The organism is Kribbella sp. NPDC031520, from assembly GCF_055580825.1.
In genome coordinates this window covers 165,648-191,242 of record NZ_JBVIKS010000005.1, presented here as the reverse complement: position 1 = coordinate 191,242, position 25,595 = coordinate 165,648, and the positions used below count along the sequence as shown (strand labels likewise).

Annotated in this window: 24 protein-coding genes; 11 read left to right on the top strand and 13 right to left on the bottom strand. The window is 67.4% G+C overall.

What is annotated here, in order from left to right; genetic code table 11:
* Window positions 1–4: 4 nt before the first annotated feature.
* The 4 genes from ACZ5BU_RS26120 to ACZ5BU_RS26105 all read right to left on the bottom strand — a co-directional run bounded on the left by ACZ5BU_RS26120 (window position 5) and on the right by ACZ5BU_RS26105 (window position 4,141).
* Window positions 5–1,063: an adenosine deaminase gene (locus tag ACZ5BU_RS26120; RefSeq protein ID WP_465703026.1), complete on the bottom strand. Its 1,059-nt coding sequence runs from the start codon at window positions 1,061–1,063 to the stop codon at window positions 5–7.
* 270 nt (window positions 1,064–1,333) lie between these two features.
* Window positions 1,334–2,245 carry a hypothetical protein gene (locus ACZ5BU_RS26115; protein ID WP_465703024.1) on the bottom strand — a complete coding sequence of 304 codons (912 nt, stop codon included), beginning with the start codon at window positions 2,243–2,245 and terminating at the stop codon, window positions 1,334–1,336.
* The gene (locus tag ACZ5BU_RS26110) at window positions 2,229–2,774 is read right to left on the bottom strand and encodes an SMI1/KNR4 family protein (protein ID WP_465703022.1); all 546 of its coding nucleotides are present in this window, start codon (window positions 2,772–2,774) and stop codon (window positions 2,229–2,231) included. The genes ACZ5BU_RS26115 and ACZ5BU_RS26110 overlap by 17 nt, the downstream gene beginning before the upstream one ends.
* Window positions 2,775–2,779: 5 nt before the next feature.
* A complete protein-coding gene (locus ACZ5BU_RS26105) occupies window positions 2,780–4,141 on the bottom strand; it encodes a NucA/NucB deoxyribonuclease domain-containing protein (RefSeq protein ID WP_465703020.1) in 1,362 nt (453 codons plus the stop codon).
* 264 nt (window positions 4,142–4,405) lie between these two features.
* Here ACZ5BU_RS26105 and ACZ5BU_RS26100 point away from each other — a divergent pair, with 264 nt between their 5' ends.
* The 3 genes from ACZ5BU_RS26100 to ACZ5BU_RS26090 all read left to right on the top strand — a co-directional run bounded on the left by ACZ5BU_RS26100 (window position 4,406) and on the right by ACZ5BU_RS26090 (window position 8,421).
* Window positions 4,406–4,801, top strand: a complete 396-nt coding sequence (locus ACZ5BU_RS26100) for a PDDEXK nuclease domain-containing protein (protein ID WP_465703018.1) — start codon at window positions 4,406–4,408, stop codon at window positions 4,799–4,801.
* Window positions 4,802–4,985: 184 nt separating this feature from the next.
* Window positions 4,986–6,647, top strand: a complete 1,662-nt coding sequence (locus ACZ5BU_RS26095; protein ID WP_465703016.1) for an ABC transporter ATP-binding protein — start codon at window positions 4,986–4,988, stop codon at window positions 6,645–6,647.
* Window positions 6,634–8,421 (top strand): ABC transporter ATP-binding protein, encoded by a 1,788-nt coding sequence (locus tag ACZ5BU_RS26090; RefSeq protein ID WP_465703014.1) that lies wholly within the window; start codon window positions 6,634–6,636, stop codon window positions 8,419–8,421. The genes ACZ5BU_RS26095 and ACZ5BU_RS26090 overlap by 14 nt, the downstream gene beginning before the upstream one ends.
* On the opposite strand, the gene ACZ5BU_RS26085 is transcribed toward ACZ5BU_RS26090, so the two are convergent.
* Window positions 8,418–8,885 (bottom strand): nitroreductase family deazaflavin-dependent oxidoreductase, encoded by a 468-nt coding sequence (locus tag ACZ5BU_RS26085; protein WP_465703012.1) that lies wholly within the window; start codon window positions 8,883–8,885, stop codon window positions 8,418–8,420. The genes ACZ5BU_RS26090 and ACZ5BU_RS26085 overlap by 4 nt on opposite strands.
* Before the next feature lie 112 nt (window positions 8,886–8,997).
* On the opposite strand from ACZ5BU_RS26085, the gene ACZ5BU_RS26080 reads away from it, so the two are divergent.
* A complete protein-coding gene (locus ACZ5BU_RS26080; RefSeq protein ID WP_465703010.1) occupies window positions 8,998–9,684 on the top strand; it encodes a TetR/AcrR family transcriptional regulator in 687 nt (228 codons plus the stop codon).
* On the opposite strand, the gene aat is transcribed toward ACZ5BU_RS26080, so the two are convergent.
* Window positions 9,677–10,342, bottom strand: coding sequence for a leucyl/phenylalanyl-tRNA--protein transferase (gene aat / locus ACZ5BU_RS26075; protein ID WP_465703008.1), 666 nt, complete (start codon window positions 10,340–10,342; stop codon window positions 9,677–9,679). The genes ACZ5BU_RS26080 and aat overlap by 8 nt on opposite strands.
* A gap of 219 nt (window positions 10,343–10,561) precedes the next feature.
* Between aat and ACZ5BU_RS26070 the strand changes: the two genes are divergently transcribed.
* Window positions 10,562–11,257, top strand: a complete 696-nt coding sequence (locus ACZ5BU_RS26070) for an EcsC family protein (RefSeq protein ID WP_465703006.1) — start codon at window positions 10,562–10,564, stop codon at window positions 11,255–11,257.
* A 73-nt stretch (window positions 11,258–11,330) separates the two neighbouring features.
* Here the strand turns inward: ACZ5BU_RS26070 and ACZ5BU_RS26065 are convergent, their stop codons facing one another.
* Both ACZ5BU_RS26065 and ACZ5BU_RS26060 read right to left on the bottom strand, forming a co-directional pair.
* Window positions 11,331–12,170, bottom strand: a complete 840-nt coding sequence (locus tag ACZ5BU_RS26065) for a helix-turn-helix transcriptional regulator (RefSeq protein ID WP_465703004.1) — start codon at window positions 12,168–12,170, stop codon at window positions 11,331–11,333.
* A 31-nt stretch (window positions 12,171–12,201) separates the two neighbouring features.
* A complete protein-coding gene (locus ACZ5BU_RS26060) occupies window positions 12,202–13,128 on the bottom strand; it encodes a hydroxymethylglutaryl-CoA lyase (protein ID WP_465703002.1) in 927 nt (308 codons plus the stop codon).
* A 52-nt stretch (window positions 13,129–13,180) separates the two neighbouring features.
* On the opposite strand from ACZ5BU_RS26060, the gene ACZ5BU_RS26055 reads away from it, so the two are divergent.
* Window positions 13,181–13,825 carry a GNAT family N-acetyltransferase gene (locus tag ACZ5BU_RS26055; RefSeq protein WP_465703000.1) on the top strand — a complete coding sequence of 215 codons (645 nt, stop codon included), beginning with the start codon at window positions 13,181–13,183 and terminating at the stop codon, window positions 13,823–13,825.
* 83 nt (window positions 13,826–13,908) lie between these two features.
* Here ACZ5BU_RS26055 and ACZ5BU_RS26050 read toward each other — a convergent pair whose 3' ends face one another.
* Window positions 13,909–15,201: a hypothetical protein gene (locus ACZ5BU_RS26050; protein ID WP_465702998.1), complete on the bottom strand. Its 1,293-nt coding sequence runs from the start codon at window positions 15,199–15,201 to the stop codon at window positions 13,909–13,911.
* Window positions 15,202–15,212: 11 nt separating this feature from the next.
* Complete coding sequence (locus tag ACZ5BU_RS26045) at window positions 15,213–16,007, bottom strand: DUF8175 domain-containg protein (protein WP_465702997.1); 795 nt, start codon at window positions 16,005–16,007, stop codon at window positions 15,213–15,215.
* Window positions 16,008–16,408: 401 nt separating this feature from the next.
* On the opposite strand from ACZ5BU_RS26045, the gene ACZ5BU_RS26040 reads away from it, so the two are divergent.
* Both ACZ5BU_RS26040 and ACZ5BU_RS26035 read left to right on the top strand, forming a co-directional pair.
* Window positions 16,409–16,789 (top strand): MarR family winged helix-turn-helix transcriptional regulator, encoded by a 381-nt coding sequence (locus ACZ5BU_RS26040; RefSeq protein ID WP_465702995.1) that lies wholly within the window; start codon window positions 16,409–16,411, stop codon window positions 16,787–16,789.
* 152 nt (window positions 16,790–16,941) lie between these two features.
* Window positions 16,942–18,474 carry a molybdopterin-dependent oxidoreductase gene (locus ACZ5BU_RS26035; RefSeq protein ID WP_465702993.1) on the top strand — a complete coding sequence of 511 codons (1,533 nt, stop codon included), beginning with the start codon at window positions 16,942–16,944 and terminating at the stop codon, window positions 18,472–18,474.
* On the opposite strand, the gene ACZ5BU_RS26030 is transcribed toward ACZ5BU_RS26035, so the two are convergent.
* Entirely contained in the window at window positions 18,455–19,066 is a 612-nt protein-coding gene (locus tag ACZ5BU_RS26030) for a TetR/AcrR family transcriptional regulator (protein ID WP_465702991.1), read from the bottom strand. The two genes, ACZ5BU_RS26035 and ACZ5BU_RS26030, sit on opposite strands and share 20 nt — an antisense overlap.
* A 56-nt stretch (window positions 19,067–19,122) precedes the next feature.
* Between ACZ5BU_RS26030 and ACZ5BU_RS26025 the strand changes: the two genes are divergently transcribed.
* The 3 genes from ACZ5BU_RS26025 to ACZ5BU_RS26015 all read left to right on the top strand — a co-directional run bounded on the left by ACZ5BU_RS26025 (window position 19,123) and on the right by ACZ5BU_RS26015 (window position 23,376).
* On the top strand, window positions 19,123–19,824 hold the full coding sequence (locus tag ACZ5BU_RS26025; protein WP_465702989.1) for a P-loop NTPase family protein: 702 nt from the start codon (window positions 19,123–19,125) through the stop codon (window positions 19,822–19,824).
* Window positions 19,821–21,884 (top strand): YhgE/Pip family protein, encoded by a 2,064-nt coding sequence (locus ACZ5BU_RS26020; protein WP_465702987.1) that lies wholly within the window; start codon window positions 19,821–19,823, stop codon window positions 21,882–21,884. The genes ACZ5BU_RS26025 and ACZ5BU_RS26020 overlap by 4 nt, the downstream gene beginning before the upstream one ends.
* A 70-nt stretch (window positions 21,885–21,954) precedes the next feature.
* On the top strand, window positions 21,955–23,376 hold the full coding sequence (locus ACZ5BU_RS26015; protein ID WP_465702985.1) for a ricin-type beta-trefoil lectin domain protein: 1,422 nt from the start codon (window positions 21,955–21,957) through the stop codon (window positions 23,374–23,376).
* Between the two features lie 75 nt (window positions 23,377–23,451).
* Here the strand turns inward: ACZ5BU_RS26015 and ACZ5BU_RS26010 are convergent, their stop codons facing one another.
* Together ACZ5BU_RS26010 and ACZ5BU_RS26005 are read right to left on the bottom strand one after the other, a co-directional pair.
* Window positions 23,452–24,693: a hypothetical protein gene (locus ACZ5BU_RS26010; RefSeq protein ID WP_465702983.1), complete on the bottom strand. Its 1,242-nt coding sequence runs from the start codon at window positions 24,691–24,693 to the stop codon at window positions 23,452–23,454.
* Complete coding sequence (locus ACZ5BU_RS26005) at window positions 24,690–25,592, bottom strand: carbohydrate ABC transporter permease (RefSeq protein ID WP_465702981.1); 903 nt, start codon at window positions 25,590–25,592, stop codon at window positions 24,690–24,692. The genes ACZ5BU_RS26010 and ACZ5BU_RS26005 overlap by 4 nt, the downstream gene beginning before the upstream one ends.
* Window positions 25,593–25,595 lie beyond the last annotated feature (3 nt).

Sequence of the window (25,595 nt, the reverse complement as noted above, 5' to 3'; positions counted from 1 at the left end):
CCCTTTAGTTTGTGGCGTACCAGGGTTTGATGACGTTGTCGATCAGCGCGAGTCGTTCGTCGAAGGGGATGAAGGCGGACTTCATCGCGTTGATCGCGAACCACCTCAGGTCGGAGAGGTCGTAGTCGAAGGCCTCCGCCAGCAGGGCGAGCTCGCGGCTCATCGACGTACCGCTCATCAACCGGTTGTCGGTGTTCACCGTGACCCGGAAGCGGAGCTTGGCGAGCAGGCCGATCGGGTGCTCCGCGATCGACGCGGCCGCGCCGGTCTGCAGGTTCGAGCTCGGGCACATCTCCAGGGGGATTCGGCGATCCCGGACGTACGCCGCGAGCCGCCCGAGCTCGACCTTGTCGCCGTCGTGGGTGATGTCGTCGATGATCCGTACGCCGTGCCCGAGGCGGTCCGCGCCGCACCACTGGATCGCCTGCCAGATCGACGGCAACCCGAACGCCTCGCCGGCGTGGATGGTGAAGTGCGCGTTCTCCCGCTGCAGGTACTCGAACGCGTCGAGGTGCCGGGTCGGCGGGTAGCCGGCCTCGGCGCCCGCGATGTCGAACCCGACCACACCGGCATCGCGGTACGCCACCGCCAGCTCGGCGATCTCCATCGACCGCGCCTTGTGCCGCATCGCGGTCAGCAACTGCCGCGCCACGATCGGCCGTTCGGCCACCGCCATCCCGTGCTCGAACCCTTCCCGCACGGCGTCCACCACTTGCTCGAGGCTGAGCCCCATGGTCAGGTGCTGCTCCGGCGCATACCGGACCTCGGCGTACACCACCCCGTCCGCCGCCAGATCCTGCACACACTCACTCGCCACCCGCTTGATCGCCTCAGCCGTCTGCATCACCGCAACGGTGTGATCGAACGTCTCCAGATACCGCTCCAGCGACCCCGAGTCCGCCGACTCAACAAACCACTCCCCCAGCTCCCCCGCGTCCCCCCGAGGCAAAACATGCCCCACCTCCCGAGCCAACTCGAGCACGGTCCCCGGCCGAAGCCCCCCATCCAGATGGTCATGCAGAAGAACCTTCGGCGCCGCAACCAACAGCCCGGGAGTGATCATGCGGCCATCTTCGCACCCGAGATGCCCGCACATGCGCGCGAAGGACACGCGAGCCGTCGCCACCGCCCGGTCAGACCGAGCCAGTTGTGCAACGCACCGTTGCACAACTGGCTCGGGCAGCAAGGTCGTCGACACGTGCTCAAGTTGCGGTGTTCACCGAGTTGGACTTCGTCCCCGGATGCGCGTCTGGCCTAGTACTCCAGCGATGGTTCTTGATCAGGCGGGTTGGCGTGCTGGACGGAACCTTGCGATGCCTGCGACTGTTGTCGCCTAGCGACCAGACGGCGGCTCGGGGAGTGGACCGGGATCCTCGTTGCTCACCTTGACCTTCGGATCGCGGATGAGCCGATCTGCAGCCTTCGCTCCTGAGCAATCTCCGACGGTCCCTGAGTAAACAGGGCTGATACTTCCGAAGATGTACTGACCGTCATAAATGACGATGCGCATCGACGCCTGTGATCCAACCGGGCCCAGGGAGACGGGACCTACCCAACGTCCCGTGCTGTCGGTTGTGAAGTCCTTGAGAACGAACCAGCCGCCTGAGCTCGCGTTGAGTTTCTGGATCGAGCCCGTTCGACCTCCGTAGTTGATGAGACCATGAGGTGCGATCGCATAGCGCTGCGCCCAGATGTGCAGGTTGCATTCGTCGCCCGGGACGACCTCGATATCGACCTTCGACACCATGCGAATGTCAGTTGCGGGTGTGTTCTGGGGGATTGAGGCGTCGGCTGTCTGGTTCTGGGTGGTGCTCGACTGGCCGGTTGAAGGGGTCTCACCCTGGCTGGCGAATGCTGGGTTCGTCGGCGCGAGTGCCCCTGCAGGTTGCCAGGTCACTGGTGCGAGGCTCGCGTTGTCGTAAACGCTCCAGCTCTCGGGGTAGTTGAAGTTGAAGAACAGCTTGTTCGTCACCACGCCGTCGGCCCGTTTCGCTTCCCAGCGCGCGTCGATTACACCGGCTGTTGCACAGTCCGCGCCGAGACTGACCGATGGGGATTGGTACGGCGCCGAGATATGCACCCTGGTGGGAACGTTGAGGGTGCAGGACGCTGCGGCTGCCTGCTGACCGACCGCGTCGCTGGAGGAGACGTCGGCGGACAGGATTCCGGCAGCCACCAGCACCGTCAGAGGTAGTAGGACGCGAGGCCGCGCGAGCACCTTCGCGCGATTAGTAGCCGAGGTCATCTGCCTCTTCCTCCAAGTTGATCCACGACAGGTATTGGTCAGTTAGCTCGGCCCGGTACTCCGTGCTGTCGCCGCGCAGTCCACTGGCTGTCGCGGCCACGAGGGCCCCGATATCTTGATAGGTCTCGTACGGCATCTCTGGCGTGTCGTCGAACATGATGTTGAGCTCGCCGCTGCCGCCGGCGTGGACGCCGAGGTGGCTCCCAGTCGGATCTACGGCGAATGGGATGAGCGGATCCCGGCCCCATAGGTCCGTCATCCGGCGGCACCGTTCGTATCGGGCGAGAGCATCGTCGATAGTGAGCGGGTACCAGTTCCCGATGAAGCAGAACCCTCCGGCTCCGCGTGAACCTGTGCCGGCGTGCACGTCGTACAACTCCCGCAGTGATGCCGGGAGTTCACCGACCGCATCAGACCAAGCCGCTGCCTGGGTCTCCGTGATCGGCGGGCGCAGATCAGCCCGGACTCGCGGGCTCTGCTGCTCTAGCGCGGACTCGATCGCTTGCCAGTCCGATTGGATGCTCATCATGACTCCTAGTACGCGTAGACCCTGAACCCGTCCGACTCGAGAATGCGGTCGTAGTAGTACCAGACGCCGCGCTTGTTTCCCTCGGTGGAGTTGTGGTCTGCGTTGATATAGCGAACCGAGTAGTTCGTCTCGGGGTCGTTGAACGTCCCTTCATAGGTGGACGCGAATGGGTACTCGTCACAGGACTCGTCGGGCTGTTTGGGGAACCACTTCGAGCATTGATAGACCGCTCGCGCACGCTGGGCCTTGTTCAGGTTCCCATCGACGGTGCGAGTGAGGTTGTACGGGATAATCTTGTTCCCGCTGGGATCCGGCGGCATCGTCGAGTTCGGATTATTGAGAGCGTCGTAGATGTGTTGCGCAACCTCGCCGACCTCGGGATCGGACCTGGACAACGACCAGCTTGGTTGGACGCCGGCGAAGATGCACGCCGGCCCGTTGAAGCCACCACGTGTCGAACCATCGCACCTGACGACGGTCTTCAATGTGCCGAGGTCCGCGATCGCTCCGGGATTGGCGGGGTTGGTCGCTTCGAACTTGACCTCAAGATTCAGTCCCGTTTTCCGATCCGGATCGGCTGCTGTCTCGGCCGGCAGGGGGACGGTTGTCTTGAACTCCATCACCTGACTGGCATTAAGGTCGGCGAGGATCGCGTCCTGGGACGAGCCGGGCTGGCTCCCGCAGGTCGCGCCATCCCCTTCGTGACCATAGACAAAGTCACACGACACCCTCGCGATCAGGGTTGTCGTGCCAGGCGTGACCTTGCTGCGCTCCGGGGAATGGGCTTGATCGATATAGATGCGGACGACGACCTCGTTGGTGCTCTTCGACCCCCAACCGATGAGGGTCAAGCGGTAGCTGACCTTTCCTGTCTCGACCAGCTTGTCGTTGATGGTCTCGACCTTGTAGAGGTCAACGAGGGTCCAGGCGCACCATTGGTAGTGGTTATAGATCCGTCCGGGTCCGTTGTTGGACTGCCAGGTCCAGTAGCTCCCCTGCCCGAGGTGCTGGCACTGCTCGACCGTCAGGTAAGTGAAGATATCTGGTACGTCGGGGTCGCTCGCCGAGGCGAACCTGCTCTTGCCTGCTGTCGCCGGATCGACGGAACTTGCGTCGACACGGTAGCTCTGTCCCGTCTGAGCCGCGTATGCGTTCAGTGCGCGCTGGAAGTCCTTCGCTGTTGCCCCGCTCGGTAACTTCTTCATCGGCGGCACAGGCTTTGGCGGTGCCAAGGCGACTGGCGGCACCGTAACCACTGATGGAGCCTGGGCCGGGGTCTGCTGACCGATGGCAGATGTCGCTGATGCACTGATGGCCGTTGCCGACACGAACAGGACGGCACCAGCGAACAATGGGAGTCTTCTCACGAAACAGGCTCCTGACGGAGAGGGCGGACTCGTCAGCTGTTTGATCGCGGGAAGTTCCCACTTCGTTACGGTCAGTTATGTGAACTATTCACAATCAGGACTAGGCCGTATTCGCGGGCTGGCACCTGATCGGGGAAGGGGCGCTCTGGGAACCCACCGAGCTACTCAGCTATGCGGCTGCGCTTGACAGTCACCAAGCGGTGGACACCGACCAGTTGCCGATAGACACGCACCACTGCGTCAATCGAATGCCCGGTCGTGCACGTGACTGGCACCGTTCTTCTGGTCCTCTGCGCAGATCATCAGCCTGCAATCCCCGTGCAAGAGAGCCCCATAGTTTTCAACGTCGAGCTTCGCTGCTACATGGTCGCCGAGCTGAAGTCGGGGCAGTTCAACGCGGCGTTCCTTGGCCAACTCGGCCTCTACATGCAGGTGGTGGACGACATACTCGTGAGGGACGGCGACAAACCGACTATCGGTCTTCTGCTCTGCCGGAACAAGAACAAAGCCGTCGCGGAGTACGCGCTGAAGGGGGATTCAAAAGGCCCCATCGGAGTGGCAGAGTGGACGGCCGCGATCAGCAACTCGCTGACTGATGAGTTCCGATCCGCATTGCCCAGCGTTGCCGAACTGGAGGCTGAGCTGACCGCTGAGGACTGATCCGGCAAACGTTCAAGACTTGGGGTGGTGGGGGTGTCATCGTGGGGAGATGGTGAGGCGGCTGCGTGGGCGGGCTGAGTGGCGGTTCTTTGGGGTGTTGCCTCGGGCTGGGTGGGGGTTGGCTGCTGGGTGGTGGGGGTTGCTGGTTGCTCGTGGGGTGTTGCCGGCGGTGTTTGCGGTGGCTATGGGGTGGTTGGTGGGGGCGGTGCAGCACGGGCGGGCGTTGGGGGCGCCGCTGGGGTTGATGGGTGTGACGTTCGTGTTGTTGCAGGTGTTGACGCCGGTGCATCAGGCGGTCAGTGCCAACCTCGGTAGTCGCGTGTCGTCGTACCTGAACGATGCACTGGCGAAGGCGTGTGTCGGGCCGCCGGGGATCGGGCATCTGGAGGATCCGGGGCTGAGCGAGGATCTCGTCGTGGCTCGGGAGTTCGATCACGGGCAGACCGGGCCGCCGATGTACCTGAACGTCGACTTCGTCGCCGGCAGTCTGGTCGAGCTGGCGGGCGGGATCGCGTCGGCGGTCGTGTTGTTCGGGTTCAGCTGGTGGGCGCCGCTGGTGCTGGTGGTCGCGTGGGGTGCCACGCATTGGCTGTTGCGCGAGAGCGGTGTCTGGAAGGACCGCAACACCGACGAGGTCCGCTCGGCGCAGCGGCACGCCAACTACGCGTACGAGCTCGCCGTCGAGCCGGGCGCGGCGAAGGAGCTCCGGCTGTTCGGGCTCGCGGACTGGACGGTACGGCGGTTCACCGAGCGACGCCGGCGGTTGTTCGAGCTGCAGTACACCGCGACCCGGTTGCGGGAGCGCCCAATGATCTGGAGTCTGCTGATCGTTGTGGTCGCCAACGGTCTGGTGTTCTGGGCGCTCGGCGCGTCGGCGATCGCGGGCGACCTCCCGCTGGATCGGCTGGTCGTGTTCGCGCAGGTCGCGATCGGCGTCGGGATGATCGCGTTCGGTGGGCTGAACTGGGCCCTGGACGGAGCGGCCGCACCGGTGGTCGCCGTACAGCGGCTGGAGCCGGCGATGGCAAGGGCCGGTGCGTTGTCGTCCGGGCATGCTGAGGGCGGCCGGGGTGCGGTCGAGGTTCGGCTGCGGGACGTACGGTTCGGTTATCCACAGGGTGAGCGGCAGGTGTTCGACGGACTCGACCTGACCATCCCGGCCGGCTCCTCGCTCGCCGTCGTCGGGCAGAACGGCGCCGGCAAAACCACGCTGGCGAAGCTGCTCTGCCGGTTGTACGACCCCGGCTCCGGCTCGATCCACGTCGACGGCACCGACCTGAGGGACCTCGACGTCGACGCCTGGCGTACGCGCGTGGCCGCCGTCTTCCAGGACTTCCTCAAGCTCGAACTCCCGCTGCGGGACAACGTCGCACCGGCCGGCGCGCCCGAGGAGGACATCCGGGCCGCGCTCGCGGACGCCGGCGCCGCGGACCTCGCCGACCTGGACACCCGGCTCGCGACCGGGTACGGCGACGGCACCGACCTGTCCGGCGGGCAGTGGCAGCGGGTCGCCCTGGCCCGGGCGCTGTGCGCCGTACGCCAAGGAGCCGGTCTCGTACTGCTCGACGAGCCGACCGCGCAACTGGACGTCCGCGGCGAGGCGGCGATCTTCGACCGGATCCTGACCGCGACCCGGGACGTCACCACGATCCTCATCTCGCACCGGTTCTCGACGGTCCGGCACGCCGACCGGATCTGCGTGCTCGAGCACGGTCGGGTGGTCGAGCTCGGCAGCCACGACGAACTGATGGCGCTCGGCGGGCGGTACCGGACGATGTTCGACCTGCAGGCGCAGCGCTTCACGGCCGAGGTCGACGAGGAAGGGCTCAGCTATGACACGCTCTGACGATCTCCCGAAGGCGATCCCCGCGATGTGGCGGCTGTGCAAGCTCGGCTATCAGCACGAGCCGTGGTTGCTGGTCGCTGCCTTCCTGATGACGTTGCTGGCTGCAGTACCCGACGCGCTGCTGGCGTTGTGGCTCAAGCTCCTGGCGGACGGCGTACTGCACCACGACAAGAGGGCGGCGCTGCTAGCAGCGGGCGGACTGGCGTTGTCGGTGACAGCGACGTGGTTCCTGCGGACCCTCTCCGCACGGATCTCCCGCCGGTTCCGCGACCGCGTGACGATCATGCTGGAGGCACACGTCGCTCGGTTGCAGGCGTCGGTCGCCACGGTCGAGCACCACGAGCGGCGCGACTACCTGGACCGCCTGTCGGTGCTGCGCAAGCAGGTGTTCGTCCTCGACCACATGTACATGTCGCTGTTCTCCACCTGCGGCTGGATCCTGCGCCTGGCGGTGACGGTCGCCCTGCTGATGTCGATCCACCCGGCGCTCGCACTCCTCCTCCTCTTCGCGCTGCCGACCGTTCTCAGCTCCAGCTGGCGGCCGGGCGTCGAGCGAGAGGTCGAGGAGCGGTACGCCGCTCACTTCCGCCTCTCGCAGCACCTGTTCAAGACCGCGACCACACCCGCCCCGGGCAAGGAGGTCCGCGTCATCGGCATCGGTCCCGATCTGGTCGGGGGACGCCGGCGCGAATGGGAGCAGTGGTACCGCCCGATGGCGGCCGCTCGCTGGTCCAGCGCCGTGTGGCACGCGCTCGCCTGGGCAGTGTTCGGTACGGCGTACGTCGGTGCCGTGTTGTTCGTCGCGTCCGGTCTGCACGGGTCCGTGGGGCAGGTGCTGCTCATCCTCGCGGCCGGCGCGCGGCTGTCGTCGTACATCGGTGCGACCGTCGGAGAGATCGGCTTCCTGCGCGGTATCTGGCTGGACGGTTCGCGGCGGCTTGTCTGGCTGGAGAACTACGCGGCCTCGTTCGACCGTACGGCGGACCAGCCCGCGCCCGAGCGGCTCGTCGACGGCATCCACCTGGAGAACGTGTCGTTCTCGTACGCCGGATCCTCGCGCCCCGCGTTGGAGAACGTCGACCTGCACCTCCCGGCAGGGAGGGTGATCGCGGTCGTCGGCGAGAACGGCGCCGGCAAGTCCACGCTGGTGAAGCTGATCTGCAAGCTGTACGAGCCGGCCGGCGGGCGGATCATGCTGGACGACAGGCCGCTCGCCCGGATCCCTGCGGACGCGTGGCGGCAGAAGATCGCCGGCGCGTTCCAGGACTTCTTCCGGTTCGAGTTCCGCGCGGCGCACAGCGTCGGGCTGGGTGACCTGCCGCGGCTGGACGACGTACCGGCCGTGACGACTGCGGTCGGACGGGCCGGGGCCGAGGACGTACTGGAGCGGTTGGAGTCCGGGTTGGACACGCAGCTCGGATCGACCTGGCCGGACGGGGCGGAGATCAGCTTCGGGCAGTGGCAGAAGCTGGCGCTGGCGCGTGGGTTCATGCGCGACCGGCCGCTGCTGCTGGTCCTCGACGAGCCGACGGCCGCGCTCGACGCCGAGACCGAGCACGCCTTGTTCGAGCGGTACGCCGCGGCCGCGCGGGTCAGTACCGACGGGCGGATCACGATCCTCGTCTCGCACCGGTTCTCGACCGTACGGATGGCCGACCTGATCGTGGTCCTGGACGGCGCCCACGTGGTCGAGACCGGCACCCACGACGAGCTGATGGCCCGCAACGGTCACTACGCCGACCTCTACCGGATTCAGGCCGCGGCATACCACTAGCCGATCTTGAAGACCGGTACACCTGGGGCGATGTGGTGCAGGACCTCGTCGGGGGAGTTCTTGTCGACGTCGCCGCTGAAGAATGTGCCGACCTCCCAGGCCCACTTCTTCAGGTACAGCCGGAGCGCGGGGATCTTGTCGGCGTCGGTGAGCTCCTCGGCGTGGAACGTCTCCACCTTGCCGCCGAGCTGCAGCCGGCCGGTACCACTGGCGCGCAGGTTCTTCACCCACTGGGTGTGCCCGCGCGGCGCGACCAGGTACCGCTGCCCGTCGATCACCAGCAGGTTCACCGGCGTACTGCGCCACTCGCCGGACTTGCGGCCCTGGACCGAGAGGACCCGGCTGCCCATCAGGCTGACACCGAGCTTCGTCAGCCGCGCGACGATCCGGTTGAACACCCGCATGCTGCCCTCGTTGGCGGTGATCACGCGCTTGCTGTCGTAGGTCTGCTTGTACTCGGTCATTGTCTTCTCCTCGATCGAGAGCGAGAGCGGTGCTCTCTGTTGTGATCAGTCAACACTGGATCGCTGATCACTGTCAAGAGCACTGCTCTCGTATCTGTGGCACACTGGCGTCATGAACGCCGGACGAACTGCCCGTGAGCGTGCCCGGGCCGAGCTGACCGAGCAGATCAAGACGGCTGCCCGGGAGCAGTTGGCAACCGTCGGCGCGGAGGCGCTCTCGCTGCGGGCGATCTCCCGGGAGCTCGGAATGGTCTCGTCCGCCCTCTACCGGTACTTCGCCAGCCGCGACGAGCTGCTCACCGCGCTGATCATCGACGCGTACGACTCCCTCGGCTCAGCGGCGGAGGCAGCCGCCATCAGAGGCGATCCGCTGGACGAGTGGATCGCGATCTACGCCGCCGTACGGGACTGGGCGCGGGCCAATCCACAGGAGTACGCGCTGATCTACGGGTCGCCGATCAGTGGGTACAAGGCTCCGCAGACGACGGTCGAGCCGGCGGTCCGAGTGCCGTTGCTGCTGCTCGGGCTGCTCCAGCGGGCGCAGGTGGCGGGCCGGCTCGTCACGCCGGCGGACGCGCCGGTGCCGTCGGGGATGCTGGCCGAGCAGACGAAGGTGCTGGTCGCGCTGGCTCCTGACGTACCGCCCGCGGTGCTGGTGCGGACGGTGATCGTGTGGACGCAGCTGTTCGGGATGCTCAGCTTCGAACTGTTCGGTCAGCTGGTCGGGACGATGGACCCGGCGGACGAGTTCTTCACCTCGGCGTCACGGCAGATGGCGGCGTTCGTGGGGCTCAGCTGAACGCTTTGGGCAGCGGTACGTCCAGGGCGCGCGCCACGCGTCGTATATAGGTCTCTCGCGGGATCGACACCGCGCCGAGCGTGGCGAGATGGTCGGTCACCCACTGGATGTCGAAGACCCGTTCGGCGGCGTACTCGTCGTCGAGCAGCTCGATCGTGCCGGCGACGGCAGCCTTCGAGCCGTCGGTCTTGTGGTGGAACATCGACTCACCCGCGAACAGCCCGCCGATCGCCACGCCGTACAGACCGCCCGCTAGCTCGTCGCCGTCCCAGGCCTCGACCGAGTGCACCCAGCCGAGCCGGTGCAGTTCGGTGTACGACGCGATGATGTCGTGGTCGATCCACGCACCCGGGCGGCGCGGATCGGCACACGCCCGGATCACCTGGTCGAACGCGGTGTTGACCCGGATCTCGAACTGCGCCCGCGCCCGCCGCAGCGACCGCGACGGCCGGTACCCGGCAACCTCGATTACCCCGCGGTCCACCGGCGACCACCACAACACCGAACTGCGATGGTCCGGCATCGGGAACAGTCCCCGCCGGTACGCCGCCAGCACCGTCCCCGGCGCGAGATCGGCACCACCCGCGACCACGTCACTGCTCCCGGCCACACCAACCGGCGGGAAGTCCCAGTGAGACGGAGCAGGTTCGATCGGCACGACACCATCCTGGACCATGCGGTCCGCCAGGCCACCACAATCGCCTCCGACGGGGCGCGCTCCCGCGGCGGACGCTCGGCCCGCTGCGATTGTGATGGCCTGGGCGTCCGCCCCCTAGGGGACACCAAGGGTTTCTCCCGAGTGGCGGAGGGCTCGGAGGCACGTACAGTTGAAGCACGTCCGGGTTCTGACGCGTGGGGCCGGGCGGGAAGGAGCACCGTGGCCGGAGTAGCCAGGTTCGTCGCCAGTAGTCTCGCGCCCGCCGCCCAGCGGTTCGCCCCGACGGCAGCGGGCGGTGTGTTGCGCCAGATCCTCGAGATCGCGATCGACGGGTACCAGCGGTTCCCCGGCGCGGAGCGGATCGCCGACAACAAGCTCGAGCGCTGCGAGGGCGACATCACGCTCGCGATCGACGCGGTCATCGACCAGCACATCCGGCTCGCCGGCGTGCAGGGGTTCGCCACCAGCATCGGCGGTCTCATCACGCTCCCGGTCTCGCTGCCCGCCAACCTGACCGGTCTCGCGGTCGTGCAGTGCCGGATGGTGGCGGCGATCGCTCACCTGCGCGGATACGACCTGGACGACCCGCGGGTGCGTACGGCGGTCATCACCTGCCTGCTCGGCGAGGAGGGCGTCACCGACCGGCTGCGGAAGTCGAGCCTGGTCACCTCGCCGCTGGCGATCGCGACCGCCCCGGTCTTCGACCCGGAACTCGACCGGCAGATCTCGGGCGAGGTCGTCGCGGAACTCATCGGCCGGATCAGCGGCAAGCGGATGGCGCTGACGATCACGCGCCGCGTCCCGCTGCTCGGCGGCGCGGTCGGCGCCGGTGTCGACGGCTGGTCGACGTACCGGGTCGGGCAGTTCGCCGACAAGAGCCTGGTCCGCCGCATCCGCCGTCCGATCGAGCAGTGACGGTCTGAACTACCGGTCGCCGACCTGGCCGGATTCGCGGGTGCCGCAGCAGTGTCACCTCGACCCGCCGGAATCACGCTGACTGTTCGGCCTTGTCCCTCCGGGTCAGCGGCAGTTTGGCGCGGGTCTCCTCGTCGGCAGGGGATTCGATGAACAACACCAGATCCGGGTGCGCGGACACCGCCAACTCGGTGATCCTGAGGCGTACCTCGCCGACGGCCGGGTTGGCGATCCGCCGTACGCGCTCCGTACAGGCCGCCACCTCGTGCCGCGACCACAGCCGGTCGAACTCGGGGCAGATCGACCGCAACCGCGCGAGGTCGGTCTCCCAGTCCGGGTCGCCGACGTGCTCGCCGTACGCCGACCTCAGCCGGCCGACCAGGTACGGAACCTCGGTGTCGTAGTTCAGCAGCTGGTCCCGGGCGGCCGGCTCGGTGATGATGCACCACAGCAGGTTCTTGTGGATGCAGGGCAGCCGATGCCAGTCGTGGAACAGGTCGTTGTACGCACGGTTGGCCTTCACGATGTCGAACCGGGTGTTGGTGATCACCGCAGGCAGCGGATCGAGCGCCTCCACGATCTCCTCGAACACCGCCTCGCTCGCGCAGTCCGCCGTACGTGGCAACCGTACGGGCGTCGCCTCCGCCAGCCGGTACAGATGCTCCCGCTCCACCGGCGTCAGCCCGAGCGTCGTCGCCACCGCATCGAGCACCTGCCCCGACGCATTGATCGGCCGCCCCTGCTCGAGCCACGTATACCAGGTCACCCCGACCCCGGCCAGCTGCGCCAACTCCTCCCGCCGCAGCCCAGGCGTCCGCCGCCGCCCACCCCCAGGCAACCCGACATCCTCCGGCGCCACCCGAGCCCGCCGCGCCTTCAAGAACTCCCCAAGCTCAACCCGCTGCGCAGTCACCACTCCATGGTCCCAGCGCCCACCGACACTTTCAGCCGGCGAGGGCCTGGACGACTCGGCTGGGGGAGGGTTTTTCCAGTTGGGCGGCCATCCAGGTGCTGGTGGTGACCAGTTTTTCGAGGTCGACGCCGGTTTGGATTCCCAGGCCGTTGAGTTGCCAGAGGAGGTCTTCGGTGGCGAGGTTGCCGGTGGCGCTCTCGGCGTACGGGCAGCCGCCCAGACCGCCGGCCGAGCTGTCGACGGTGGTGACGCCTTCGCGGAGTGCGGTGAGGGTGTTCGCCAGGGCCTGTCCGTAGGTGTCGTGGAAGTGCACCGCGAGCTTGTCCACAGGCACACCGGCCGCTCCGAAAGCCGCGATGAGGGCGCTGACCTGGCCCGGTGTGGCCACGCCGATCGTGTCGCCGAGGGACAGCTCGTGGCAGCCGAGCTCGACCAGTCGGGCACCGACCTTGACGACCTGGTCGATCGGTACGTCGCCCTCCCACGGGTCGCCGTAGCACATCGACACGTACCCGCGGACGGTCAGCCCGGCGGCCAGCGCCCGCTCGATCGTCGGCGTGAACATCGCGAACTGGTCGTCCAGCGTCGAGTTGAGATTCTTCGCCGCGAACGTCTCGGTCGCGCTCGCGAAGATCGCGATCTCCCGTACGCCGGCCGCGAGCGCCCGGTCGAGACCACGCTCGTTCGGCACCAGCACCGGGGCGCGGACGCCGTCCGGCAGGTCCAGCTGTTCGAGGAGCTCAGCCGCATCGGCGAGCTGCGGGACCCATTTCGGGTGGACGAAGCTGGTCGTCTCGATCGTCGTCAGCCCGGCGTCGACCAGTCGGTTGATGAACTCCGCCTTGACCGCCACGTCGACGATCGCCGACTCGTTCTGCAACCCGTCCCGTGGACCGACCTCGTAGATCGTGACCCGCTCGGGCAACCCCTCGGCCGTGACCAGTTGCGGTTCGCGCATCCTGCCGCCTCCTCCTCGAGCACGCCACGGGATCTCCGCGACAATGCTCCCGATGACAACTCTCGCTGCCATTCTGCGCGCCGCCGAACACGGCACGTACCCACCCCCAGATCTCACCATCTCCGTCGTACCCCCACCGTCCGACCGCGAGTACTGCGTGGTGTCGTTCACCGGCCACATCGTGATCGCCGCGGACGTCGACCCGGCGTGGGTCGCGGAGCGGGTACCGCCCGGCGATCTGTGCGCCCCGACGAACCCGCCGTTCCTCTCGGCCCTCGAGGAACTCACCGGCCGCCGGGTCAGCGCCCTCGATGCGATGCTCCTGGCGCCCGCCCTGACCGACCCGGCCGAACGCGCCGCCGCAACCGCCGGCCTCACCGAGTTGCACGACCTCGACCACCCGAGAGTCGACCGCGCCTGGCGTTATCGCGACGGCGTCCGCGTGTACGTCGACGCCCACGACGGCCTGGTGCTGACCGGCCGCGGCCTCGCGGACCGCCTCGAGTGCGCAATCGAAGTACCTCCGAATGCCCGCCACCAAGGCCACGGCCGCCGCCTGGCCGTGGCCGCCCGCGCCCTGATCCCAACCAACACGTCGATCTGGGCCCAGGTCACCCCGGGCAACGCAGCCTCGCTCCGCGCCTTTCTCGCGGCCGGCTACAAGCCGATCGGCTCCGAAGCCCTCCTGCTCAAGTGACCACCAGATGAACACCAGGCAGATTGTTGCCAGCAGCTACTGAATTCACAGCTGTGGACAAGGTTGGGGAAACTGAGGGTTGGTCACCAGTTGCCGGAGGGGCCGACAGGTTCTGGGGTGCGGTTTTCAGTGGTGGACTGCGGATTGTTGTGGTGCGGTTTTGGGGAGCGGCTTGGATGACGGGCCATTGGGCCGCTTGCGGAGGACGGGGTGATCGAGCCGCCGCCTGACTCGCCGGCTGAGTGCGATGCTGCGCCGGCGACTCCGCCGGCGGCCTTCCGGGCCCCGGCGAGGGCGACGGCTGCTGGGCCGACCGATGCTCCGGCGGCCTTGGCGCCGACCGTTTGCGCACCGGTCGCGCCACCGCCGATCGAACCACCGCCGGTCGAACCACCGGACGAGGTCGCGCCGCTGCGGCTCGAGCCGCTGCCAAATCCGGAGCCGGAGCTGCCGACGCTGATCGCGCCGCTGGCGAGTCCACCCGGGTCCGCGACCGAACTGCCCATCCCCGCGCTGCCGCCGGCCACCGCAGCAGTCACCGGCACCATGAAGCGCAGCAACGCCGGCAGGGCGAAAATCGCGAGCAGCAGCATCATCATTCCGGTCATCGCCCGCACCACGGAGTCGGTCGTACTCATCGCAGGGTCATGGGCCACCCTGATGGCCGCCGCGTAGACCAGCGCGGCCGCCGGCTTGTACGCGATGAAGGCCAGCGACCAGCCACAGAACTTCCGGAACCAGTTCCGGCCGATCTCGGTGTTCGTCGCGGCGGCGGCGAGCGGGAACGCACCCGCCATCAGCACCAGGAGTGCGGACCGCACGAGCATCAGAACGATCTGGATCAAGGAGGCGACGATCACCCCCAGGCCGGTCGTGATACCGAGCAGCGCCGGCATGCCGTCGGCGACGAGGCTCTGGGCCTGGCCGTCGCCGTTCACCGAGCCGCCGAAGGCGGCTGCCAGCGACAGGTCCTTGCCCGCCTGGTTGATGATGGCGACCGAGAACCCGTCCGACCAGGCCGACAGGAGCTGCATCGTCGCGGCCCCGGCCGTTCCGACCACGACGAAGGTCAGGATCCCCTTGAGCAGCTCTTGCAGCGGCCTCGCGCGCTGCTCCCAGGCGATCCGGATACCCGCGATGACGATCGCGATGGCGAACACCGCGGCCGTGACGCTCAGCAGGCTGCCCTGCAAGAACTGCACCGTGCCGGTTGCCTGGCCGTGTTGGTCGGCCAGCGACAGAGTGCCCGGCCGGAGCCAGAAGGTCATCGATCGCAGGGTGCTCAGCGCGCCTCCGGTGACCTGTGCCTGGAGTTGGTCCATCGCACTGGTCGCGACGGACTGGAAGCCGTCATGGATGTAGCACGTGATCTCCATCTTTCCGCACATCAGACACCACTCCAGGCAACGAAGTCGGACAGGTCACGGTGCTGGGCGAACGGTGCGCCGACCGGTTCACCGGGCGTGGGCGGTTTCAGACGCCAGTCGCCGTCGTGCCAGATCAGGGTGAGCGTGAGGCTCATGTAGCCGGACTCGACCGGCGTGGCGAGCAGCAGGATCACTCGGTCCGGCGCGGTGTCGATCAGGTGGTACCCGGCGAGCTGAGGCACCGAGTACCCACTCACCGAGTCGTCCGACTGCAGCTCGCGGATCAGGGCGTCGGTGTCGGGACCCGGAACCATCAGCTTCCGCGCGGTGGCGACCACCACGTCCTGGTCGGCCATCGCCGCGAAGGCGCTGTAGGCGGCGTACACTGCGCCGGTCGGTGAGTGGGCGAAGCACCGGCGGAACCCGTCGGGGTCGGTCACGGCCGGACCGTACGTCGACGAACGCGGTACGACGATGCGGCGGCTGACGTCCCAGCCGTCAACTGCCGGCGCCTTGTCCGGAACCGCCTGGTCGCCGCTCGCACGGTTGCAGCCGGTGGCACTTCGAGGTCGTGCGGCAGCGGTCGAGCTGTCCGGAGTCGCAGGCCCGACAGGCTCGCCTGCGCTGGGCTGGGTCTGCCCGGCAGCACTGTGCCCGGCAGCTTGCGGCTCGGAGGGATCGAGGGACGTGGCCGCCGGCGACGTCCGGCCGCCGATGATGAGCAGTCCGCCGCAGAGCAGGACCGCGCCGACGACGATGCAGGCTGCTACGAAACCAGCGCCGTAGGGCGAGTTTTCCTTGGTGTCCTTGCTCATTCGGGCTCCCCGATCCGGTGGGTTCATGACCTCGCGGATCAAGGGTGGCAAAATTCGGCCGGGCGCCGCGGAAGTTATCCACAGGCCCGGATCGTCAGCTTTCACCGTTCTAGACCGGATCTGGTTCAGGCTGTCCGTTACGCTCAGGAGATTTGCGGTTCTGGGTCGATCTGTAGCCGAAGGGTCACCCCGTGTAGCGAAGTGAACTGGTCAGCTAATAGAGTCCGCGCATGACCATCGCGCCTTCGCTTTGCTCGCCCCTAGCGCTCGCCGATGCAGAACCCACTCGCGCTGCTGAACCATGGGAAAGCGACGTGCTGACGGCCTACGGCCTGCTGAGAGAAGCAGCGGCCGAGCTGGATCACCTGATGCGCCATTCCCTGAAGCGCAGTGGACTGCAAATGGCAATGTTCGAACTGTTGCTGCGGCTGGCCCGTAGCAACGGGGAGAAGCAGCGTCTGACCTCCCTTGCCCGGGAGCTGACCGTCACCACCGGTGGCATCACCCGTCTGGTCGACCGTGCCGAGAACCTCGGTCTGGTCCGCCGGGAGCCGTGCCCCGACGACGCCCGCGGCTCGTTCGCCGTCCTGACCGAGGAGGGGAAGCGGCGGTTGCGCGAAGCACTGCCGGATCACCTGCTCGAGATCGACAGCCTCTGGATGTCCCAGTTGGCGGACGACCGCGACCTCGTTCTCGGCAAGCTCCGCCGGGTCCGCGACAACGCCCGACGCTGGCCGAACGGCCGCCCGGGTCTGGGGCCGATCCCGCCCGACCGGATCTGACCAGTACGACAACCGCACCAGGTCCGGTCCGGGAATCCAGCGCACCAGCGGTGGATTGCCGGACCGGGCCTAGGCATTACCAGGTATTACCCGCGACTAACGGATGGGGCGCTCGGCTGGTGCCGGGCGCCCCGCCGCGCGAAGGTTGAGAAGTGAAGCAACAGGCTGACCCGAAGGCTGCTGGTGGGACCCGTTGGCGCGGGGCGGCGGGCGGCATCCTGGCCGCCTTGGCCGGCCTGGCGGTCGGGAGTCTCGCGGCCGGGGTTCTCGGTACGCCGCAGACGCCGGTGGTGGCGATCGGGTCGGCGTTCATCGACCGGGTGCCGCCGTGGCTGAAGGACCTCGCGATCTCCTGGTTCGGCACCCACGACAAGACCGCGCTCCGGACCGGCATCCTGATCGTGATCGCGGTGGTCGCCGCGGTCGGCGGCATCCTCGCCGTACGGCGGTACTGGGCCGGTGCGCTGATCACGATCGCGCTGAGCGGTGTCGCGGTCGCCGCCGCGTTCACCCGTGCGGACTCCGGGCAGACCGGGTTCCTCCCGTCGGCGCTGGCCGGCATCACCGCACTCCTCGTCCTGCGCCTGTTCAGCCGCAGGCTCGAACCGCTCGTCGACTTCCCGGACGACGCGGTCAGCCGTCGCGGGTTCCTGCAACTGTCCGGAGGAGTCGCGCTCGGCTCCGCCGCGGTCGCCGTACTCGGGAAGGTCGTCGGCGGGAACCGCGCCGCGGTCGCCGACGCACGCAAGCAGCTCACGCTGCCGCAGCCGCCGACCCTCGCCCCGCCGGCAGGCGTGCAGGCGGAAGGCGCCGTACCGTGGGCCACGCCGAACGCGGACTTCTACCGGATCGACACCGCGCTCTCGGTACCTCAGATCGTCCCGTCGGACTGGAAGTTGCGTATCCACGGCATGGTCGACCGTGAACTCAACCTCACGTTCGACGACCTCCTGAAGCGCCAGGTCATCCACAAGTGGATCACGCTGACCTGCGTGAGCAACGAGGTCGGCGGCGACCTGATCGGCAACGCGCTCTGGTCCGGCGTGGTGCTGAAGGACCTGCTCGAGGAGGCCGGGCCGTCCAAGGACGCCGATGCGATCCAGTCGTCGTCGAAGGACGGGTTCTCCGCCGGTACGCCGTTGCCGACGCTGCTCGACGACCGGCAGGCGATGCTGGCGTTCGCGATGAACGGGCAGCCGTTGCCGGTGGAGCACGGGTTCCCGGTACGTATCGTCGTACCCGGGCTGTACGGCTACGTGTCGGCGACGAAGTGGCTGGTCGACATCGAGGTGACGCGGTTCGACAAGTTCGACGCGTACTGGACGGTGCGCGGCTGGTCGGCGCAAGGGCCGATCAAGTTGTCCTCGCGGATCGACACGCCCGGCGGGAAGAAGGTCGCGCCCGGACCGGTGACCGTGGCGGGCGTGGCCTGGGACCAGCACGTCGGCGTCTCGAAGGTCGAGGTCCGCGTCGACGGAGGCCCTTGGCAGCAAGCGACGCTGGCCGCGGACCCGTCGGTCGACACCTGGCGGCAGTGGCACTGGACCTGGAACGCGCCGCACGGCATGCATGTGCTGCAGGTACGGGCGTTCGACGGGCAGGGCAACCCACAGGTCGAGTCCTCGGCAGCGCCCGCCCCGAACGGCGCGACCGGCCTGCACACCGTCAGCGTGAAGGTCGGCTGACCGCCTCCAGCACCATCGGCAGGAACGTGTGCTCGAGCGATCCGGCCGGCACCGCGTCCGGCTCGAGCAAGCTCTGGGACCGAGCACCTTCGTGTACGGCGATCACCATCCGGACGAACTGTTCCGCCGGGACGGTCAGCTCCAGCGAACTCGTCCCGATGATCTGCTCGACCAACCGCGTCAGGCTCTCGCGGAACATCGCCCGCTGCTTGTTCAGCGCGTGCGCCGCGTCCGGATCACGCAACGCGTGCAGCGTGAACTCGGCCGAGATCAGATGCCATTGCCGCTGGTCCTGCGCGGTCTCGTCGAGGAGGCCGAGTACGGCGTCCAGCAACGAGCCGGGCTGACTCGCGAGCTCGGGGAGCAGCGCCTCGATCTGCTCGAGGAGCCGGTCAGTGGTGGCCTGGAACAGCGCGAGGACCAGCTCGTCCTTGGACCCGAAGTTCGAGTAGAAGGCGCCGCGGGTGAACCCGGCCCGCTCGCAGATGTCCTCCACCGACGCGCCGTGGAACCCGCGCTCGGCGAACACCTCGAGGGCGCCTTCGAGCAGACGGGCCCGCGTGTTCGAGCGGCGGCGCTTGGGAAGTTCCATAAGAGTAGGATACAGTTCTGTATTGAATACACAACCGTATTGAACGGGGATGCAGGATGGAGCTCGAGGCCGCCGGGATCAGTGTGCGTGGACCGCACGCACCGATGCTGCACGCCACGTCGGTGTCGGTCGCGGATCACCAGGTGGTGCTGCTGACCGGCTACCCGGGCGCGGGCCACGTGGCCGCGGCGCTGGGGCTGTCCGGCCGGCTGAAGCCCGACACCGGGCAGGTACGGCTCGACGGCAACGCCGACCTCGCCGTACTGCGGCGCCGCGTCGCCGTGGTCGACGCCCCCGGGATCACCGAACCGGACGACGCGCTGCCGGTGCAGACGGTTGTCGGCGAAGAGCTGGCGATCGCCGGCCGCAAAGCGGGGCGTAAGGCCGTGCTGGAGTGGCTGAACGAGCATGACGCCGCGGAGCATGCCGACAAGCGGTTCGAGCACCTCCCGGTCGCCGTACGGACCAGACTGCTCGCGGAGCTCACCGTCGCGCGCCCCGACGTACAGGTGGTCATTCTGACCATGCCTGATCGGCACGGTGGTGATCCGCACGAGTGGTTCGAGCTGGGGCGCGGGCTGGCGGCGCAGGGGTACGGCGTGATCATCACGTGCGCCGACGCGTCTGCACGGTTGCTGGACATCAAGGCTGCGCGAATGGGCGACACAGACCAGCCTGACCCGGTGCAGGTCGCACCGATAGCTCCTGTTGAGCCTGTTACTGCAATTGAGGATGAGGAAGAGGAGGCAGAGGCGTGACCGCGCTGCGGATGGCCCTGAGTGAGTTGAGGCGTCTGACGGCCGGACGGCTGCCCAAGCTGGCCGTGGTCGCGCTGCTGCTGGTGCCGGTGCTGTACGGCGGCCTGTACCTCTACGCGAACCACGACCCGTACGGCCGACTCGACAAGATCCCGACCGCGGTCGTCGTCGAGGACGAGGGTACGACGCTGGCGACCGGCGAGAAGCTCGACGTCGGACCGCAGGTCGCGGACGAACTCGTGAAGTCGAAGAGCTTCGACTGGCATCAGGTGAACCGTGCGGACGCGACGCAGGGCGTGTCGGACGGGAAGTACGAGTTCGCATTGGTGCTGCCCAAGTCGTTCTCGTCGGACCTGGCGTCGAGCGCGGACTTCAAGCCACGGCAGGCGCAGCTGGAACTGCTGACGAACGACGCCAACAACTACATCGCCCACACGATCGCCAACCAGGTCGTCGCGCAGGTGACGAAGACCGTGGCCTCGCAGGTGAGCGAGACGGCTGCATCGCAGTTGCTGGCCGGCTACAACACCATCCACACCCAGGTGAGTACTGCGGCCGCGGGGGCTGCCAAGTTGCAGAACGGGCTCGAGTCGGCGGCGACCGGGGTCACCAAACTGCAGACTGGCGCAAAGCAGCTCAACACCGCGCAGCAGCAGCTCTCGGCAGGCGCGACGCAGTTGGCGAGCGGTGCGACGCAGGCCTCGCAGGGCGCGTCGTCACTGGCCACTGGAGCCTCACAGCTCGACAGCGGTCTGAGCACTCTGAAGGACAAGACAGCCGCACTCCCGAGGCAGACGAAGCAGCTGGCCGACGGTGCGGATCAGGTTGCTGACGGCAACGAGAAGATCGCCGGCGTCGGTAAGCAGGTCGCTACTGCATCCGGCACGCTGGTGAAGGACCTCAAGACGTTCGACTCGCAGTTGGCACAGCGGTTGAAGGCGCAGGGCCTCAGCCAGCATCAGATCCGGGTGGTTCTGCAGGAGACCGCCAAGCTGCGCGCTCCCGTCGTACAGGCGAACACGAAGATCCAGACCACGTCCAAGCAGCTCAACGAGCTTGCAAGCGGTGCGCGGAAGGTGTCGAACGGCGCGTCGCAGTTGGCGAAGGCTACGCCGGCTCTGACGAATGGCATCAGCAGTGCGTCCAACGGCGCGCACCAGCTGAGCACTGGCGCCAACCAGCTCAAGACGGGGCTTGGGACGCTGCAGACGGGCGCGCAGAAGCTTGCAGCTGGTGAGAAGCAGGCCGTGACCGGGCAGGGCCAGTTGCTGACCGGTGTGAACAGTCTTGCGACCGGTGTGGGTCAGCTGAAGACCGGTGCGACTCAGCTGAACACCGGCCTGCAGAACGGTGTCAAGCAGATCCCCAACCCGACCGCTGACCAGCGCAAGGCAGTAGCGGAGACGCTGGGCGCCCCGGTGACCCTGCAGAATGTCTCGCAGGCCACGGCGGACAGCTACGGCGCCGGCCTGGCTCCGTTCTTCCTCAGTCTGGCCTGCTGGATCGGTGCGTACGTTCTGTTCCTGCTGGTGCGGCCGCTGTCGCCGCGGGCACTGGCAGCTCTGCAGTCGCCGTTCCGGGTGGCTCTCGGCGGTTGGTTGCCTCCGGCCCTCTTCGGCGCGATCCAGGCGACGCTGTTGTTCGTGGCCGTCGTCCTCGGACTCGGGATCAACACCGCACATCCCTGGCTGACGGTCGGCTTCCTGATCCTGACGTCATTCACGTTCGTCGCGATCCTGCACGCGCTGTCGGCCTGGTTCGGTGCCGTGGGCAAGTTCCTCGGGCTGGTGCTGATGGTGGTCCAGTTGGTCAGCGCGGGCGGTACGTTCCCGTGGCAGACGATCCCGGAGCCGCTGTACTTCTTCCATCACGCGCTGCCGATGAGCTACGCGATCGACGGCGTCCGGCATCTGATGTACGGCGGACCCGGCGCCTCGCTCGGACGGGACCTGCTCGCGCTCGGTGCGTGGTTCGCGGTCGCGATCGCCGCGTCCACCCTGGCGGCCCGCAAACAGCGGGTCTGGCCGGCGAAGAAGCTGCAGCCGGAGCTCGTGCTCTAGCGGTTCGTAGCCGACGGTAGTCGCTGCCGAGGCATTGACGGGGGGAAATGTTTGCGTGAACATCGGCGGCATGAGATCACCAGCCCGGCGCCTCGCCGCCGCGACGCTCTCGGTCGCCGCCGCCGTCGCAGCCCTCACAGCCACCGGCGCGGGGGCCGTCACCGCCACTGCGGTTTCGGCCGCGCCGCTGCCCGCCGACACCAGCGCCTTCCGCGGTGTGAACTGGGCCGATCCGCGCGACAACTACGCCCACGACGCGGTCGTACCGTCCGGACTCAGTACGGCGGACGACTACGCGACGACGTACCAGAAGGCGGACGGGATCGTCGGCGAGTTCCGCAAGGAGCTCAAGGCGAACACCGTACGGCTGCCGATCAACCCGTCGAGCGTAGGCACGACCTGGTGGCGTTCCTACCGCGGGGCGATCGACGCAGCGGTCGGGCGTGGGTTCAACGTCATCCTCAGCTACTGGGAGGCCGACAACGCCAAGGACGGCCGGGTCGACGACACGGCGGCGTACGGCGCCATGTGGGACACCGTGGTGCAGGCGTACGGCAAGAACCCGCACGTGTACTTCGAGCCGATGAACGAGCCGTTCGGGTACTCGCTGCCCGACTGGGTCTCGCTGACGTCGGGCTGGATCGCCCAGCACAGCGACGTACCGCGTAGCCGCATCGTGATCTCTGGCACCGGCTACAACGACAACGTGACCGGGGTCGGCGCTGCACCCGAGCTGAAGGGCACCCTGCTGTCACTGCACTTCTACGGCTTCTGGGCGTCCGACACGACCCAGGCCGCGTGGCTGGCGAACCTGCGCCCGCGGATCGGCTCGTACGGTTCACGAACGATCATCGACGAGGCCGGCTCACCGATGACGATCGGCCTGAACTACGGCAACCACGAGGGCAACGTGTACACCGCGTACCTCGGAGCGCTCACGCAGGTTGCCCGTGAGAACCACATGGGGATCGTGTACTGGCCTGGCCTCCGGACAGGCGACTCGTACTCGATGACGACGCAGGTCGGGCCGGCAGACCTCCAGGTGAACAGCCGCAGCGGGCTGGACCAGCTGTGGTGGGGCTGGGGCCTGCTCAAGGACGAGCCCACCAACACCCTCCCGCCGGCGCCGCCGGGTGAGCCGCTGCGGGGAGTCGCCAGTGGCCGCTGCGTGGACGTACCCGGGTTCTCGACCGCACCTGGTACGGCGCTGGACCTGTGGGACTGCAACAACGGCGGTAACCAGTCGTGGAACTACACGGCGTCCAAGCAGCTCACTGTGTACGCCGACAAGTGCATGACGTCCGGAACGTCGGCCACCATCGAGAACTGCACTGGAGCGACCAACCAGGCGTGGGAGCTCAACGCGGACCAGACCGTGACAAGCGTCGCCGACCCGACGCTCTGCCTGACCGCAGCAGGTACCGGCGACGGCGCCGCGGTCGTAACAGCTGCCTGCAACGGCACCGACGACCAGAAGTGGACCCGCTCCTGACCTGGCGTACCCCATAGACCGGTGGGGCGGCGCGCTGATCCCCTGCATCCGCGCCGTCCCGCCGTACCAACGTCGCTAGCTGTTGACGAAGCTGGCTGCTTCTTTGAGGAGGCGGTTGGTGGTGGGTTGGTCGAAGAACGTGATCAGGGCTTCGTACGTGCCGGCCTCGGCGGCTGAGGGGTCGACTACATAGCCGTAGTAGCCGTCGGTGTAGCCGATCACGCGGGTGACCGGGTACGTGCTGTCTGCCTGAAGGCACGCTCCGTGGACGGCGAAGAGTTCTACGGGGAGATTGATCCAGCACACGTCGCCCATGGTGACCGCGCTGATCGGCAGGTCGAACGTGGGTGGCAGCGCGGCGCCGGCCATCATGGCCTGCCCGCGGGCGCCGTCCAAGCGGGTTTGGGAGATGCGACCGGACGGGTCGTCGGTGCCGTTGAGGTGGCTGGCCGCGGCTGAGACGACCTTCTCGGCCTCCGCGGCCGGGGGAATGTTGCGAACGGGAAGGGTGAGCGTCGTACGGCGGATCGCCGGCGGTGACTGTGGTAGCTCAAGCCCGGGCTGCGTCAGCGCGTCGCGTACCCGACCTGCCAGCAACGACCCGAGACGCGTGACCTCCAAAGCACCACGCCCCTGACGGGTGAAGCGCGGGCTGACGTCCCCGGCTGCGCCTTGGAGGAAGCCGACGACGGCAGGCGCTAGCGCAGCACGAGCAGCCCCGGGCCAGTCGGCGGAGTACTGCAGGTTCTCCGGGCCGTACGTCGTGGGATGACACGCGAAGTCGAGCAGCACCGCCTCGAGCGAACCGGACAACGAGTGCAGCGCGAGGATCCCGGCGGTGTTGTCGTGCGGTCCGTTGCGGCGGTGCCGGTTGGTACCGACGCCGACGACCTCGATCGATCGCCATGACGCCGTCACAGGCTTCCGTTGGAGTTGCACGGAACGGACCGCGCCCACCAGCGCATCGGCCAGGTCGCGTTCACGCGACGCGGGGATCACCGGATGGATCTCACCGGTCCACCCGGACGGACCCGAGTGCGTGTGCGACGCCGACACCACGACCTGCGACGCGGGGATCCCGGCTGCCGCACCGGCCGCGGCCGCCAGTTCACAAGTAAGTTCACGACCGACAGCGATCGCGTCCAACGTCAGCCACAGAACACCCGGGTCGTCGGCGCTCGACAGCCAGATCAGCGTCGCGTTCAGCGGGTCCGCAGTACCGGTCGCGACGCCTGTGCGGGCGGCGTACCCGTCGAGCCGGTGACCGGGTGGCGGGGTCACGTCCACGATTTTCGCGGCCAGGAGGAGTTCGGTCACTTGAGGGCTCCCGCGGTCATTCCGGCGCTGATCTGCCGATGGAATCCAAGATATACGGCCAGGACCGGAATGATCGAGATGGTCAATCCGGCGAACAATCCGGAGAAGTCGCTGTGGTACCCCTGGGTGACCGCGATGTTCGCCAGCCCCTGGGTGACGAGGTACCGCTTCTCGTCGGTGTTCAGCACCAACGGCAGCAGGTACTCGTTCCACATCCCGAGGAACTGGAAGATGCCGATACTGACCAGACCGGGCCGGGCAAGCGGCAGCATGATGCGAAAGAGCACACCCCAATGAGAACACCCGTCCACAAGTCCCGCCTCGGCCAACTCCTTCGACTCCGTCCTGAAAAAAGCCGTCAGGAAGAAAACTGAGAACGACATCCCGTGCGCCGCGTAAACCAGGATGAGCCCGAGGTACGTATTCATCAACCCCAGGTTCTGTACGACGAAGAACAGCGGCACCAACGCCAGGAACCCCGGAAACACCATCCCGGCCACGAACACGTAGTACAGCACCCGCGAACCCGGGAACGAGAATCGCGCCAGTACATATGCAACCGCCGACGACAACAGCAACGTCAGTACGACGCCACTGCACACCACGATCACGCTGTTGAAGAAGTACGTACCGATGTGCGACTCGTTCCACGCACGCGAGAAGTTGTCCCACCGCCAGCGCGACGGCAGGCTCCACGGGCTCGTGAAGATGTCCTGGTCGGACTTGAACGAGCTGAGCACCGCCCACAGCAACGGGAACACCACCATCGCGCCCCACACCAGCAGAAACCCCTGCGACACACCGCCGAGCACCCGCGACCCGACGGCGCTCGGGGCCGGATCGGCCGGCGGAGGTACGGCGGGAGCGCTCGACCGGGAAGCGGACGTCAACAGAGCCATCGT

Excerpts from the sequence above, each read along its gene's own strand:
- ACZ5BU_RS26050 (WP_465702998.1), bottom strand. The coding sequence starts at position 15,201 with ATGGAGATCACGTGCTACATCCATGACGGCTTCCAGTCCGTCGCGACC.
- ACZ5BU_RS26115 (WP_465703024.1), bottom strand. The coding sequence starts at position 2,245 with ATGACCTCGGCTACTAATCGCGCGAAGGTGCTCGCGCGGCCTCGCGTC.
- ACZ5BU_RS26025 (WP_465702989.1), top strand. The coding sequence starts at position 19,123 with ATGGAGCTCGAGGCCGCCGGGATCAGTGTGCGTGGACCGCACGCACCG.
- ACZ5BU_RS26055 (WP_465703000.1), top strand. The coding sequence starts at position 13,181 with ATGACAACTCTCGCTGCCATTCTGCGCGCCGCCGAACACGGCACGTAC.
- ACZ5BU_RS26090 (WP_465703014.1), top strand. The coding sequence starts at position 6,634 with ATGACACGCTCTGACGATCTCCCGAAGGCGATCCCCGCGATGTGGCGG.
- ACZ5BU_RS26005 (WP_465702981.1), bottom strand. The coding sequence starts at position 25,592 with ATGGCTCTGTTGACGTCCGCTTCCCGGTCGAGCGCTCCCGCCGTACCT.
- ACZ5BU_RS26080 (WP_465703010.1), top strand. The coding sequence starts at position 8,998 with ATGAACGCCGGACGAACTGCCCGTGAGCGTGCCCGGGCCGAGCTGACC.
- ACZ5BU_RS26030 (WP_465702991.1), bottom strand. The coding sequence starts at position 19,066 with ATGGAACTTCCCAAGCGCCGCCGCTCGAACACGCGGGCCCGTCTGCTC.
- ACZ5BU_RS26095 (WP_465703016.1), top strand. The coding sequence starts at position 4,986 with ATGGGGTGGTTGGTGGGGGCGGTGCAGCACGGGCGGGCGTTGGGGGCG.
- ACZ5BU_RS26040 (WP_465702995.1), top strand. The coding sequence starts at position 16,409 with ATGGCAATGTTCGAACTGTTGCTGCGGCTGGCCCGTAGCAACGGGGAG.
- ACZ5BU_RS26085 (WP_465703012.1), bottom strand. The coding sequence starts at position 8,885 with ATGACCGAGTACAAGCAGACCTACGACAGCAAGCGCGTGATCACCGCC.
- ACZ5BU_RS26015 (WP_465702985.1), top strand. The coding sequence starts at position 21,955 with ATGAGATCACCAGCCCGGCGCCTCGCCGCCGCGACGCTCTCGGTCGCC.
- ACZ5BU_RS26060 (WP_465703002.1), bottom strand. The coding sequence starts at position 13,128 with ATGCGCGAACCGCAACTGGTCACGGCCGAGGGGTTGCCCGAGCGGGTC.
- ACZ5BU_RS26120 (WP_465703026.1), bottom strand. The coding sequence starts at position 1,063 with ATGATCACTCCCGGGCTGTTGGTTGCGGCGCCGAAGGTTCTTCTGCAT.
- ACZ5BU_RS26045 (WP_465702997.1), bottom strand. The coding sequence starts at position 16,007 with ATGAGCAAGGACACCAAGGAAAACTCGCCCTACGGCGCTGGTTTCGTA.
- ACZ5BU_RS26110 (WP_465703022.1), bottom strand. The coding sequence starts at position 2,774 with ATGATGAGCATCCAATCGGACTGGCAAGCGATCGAGTCCGCGCTAGAG.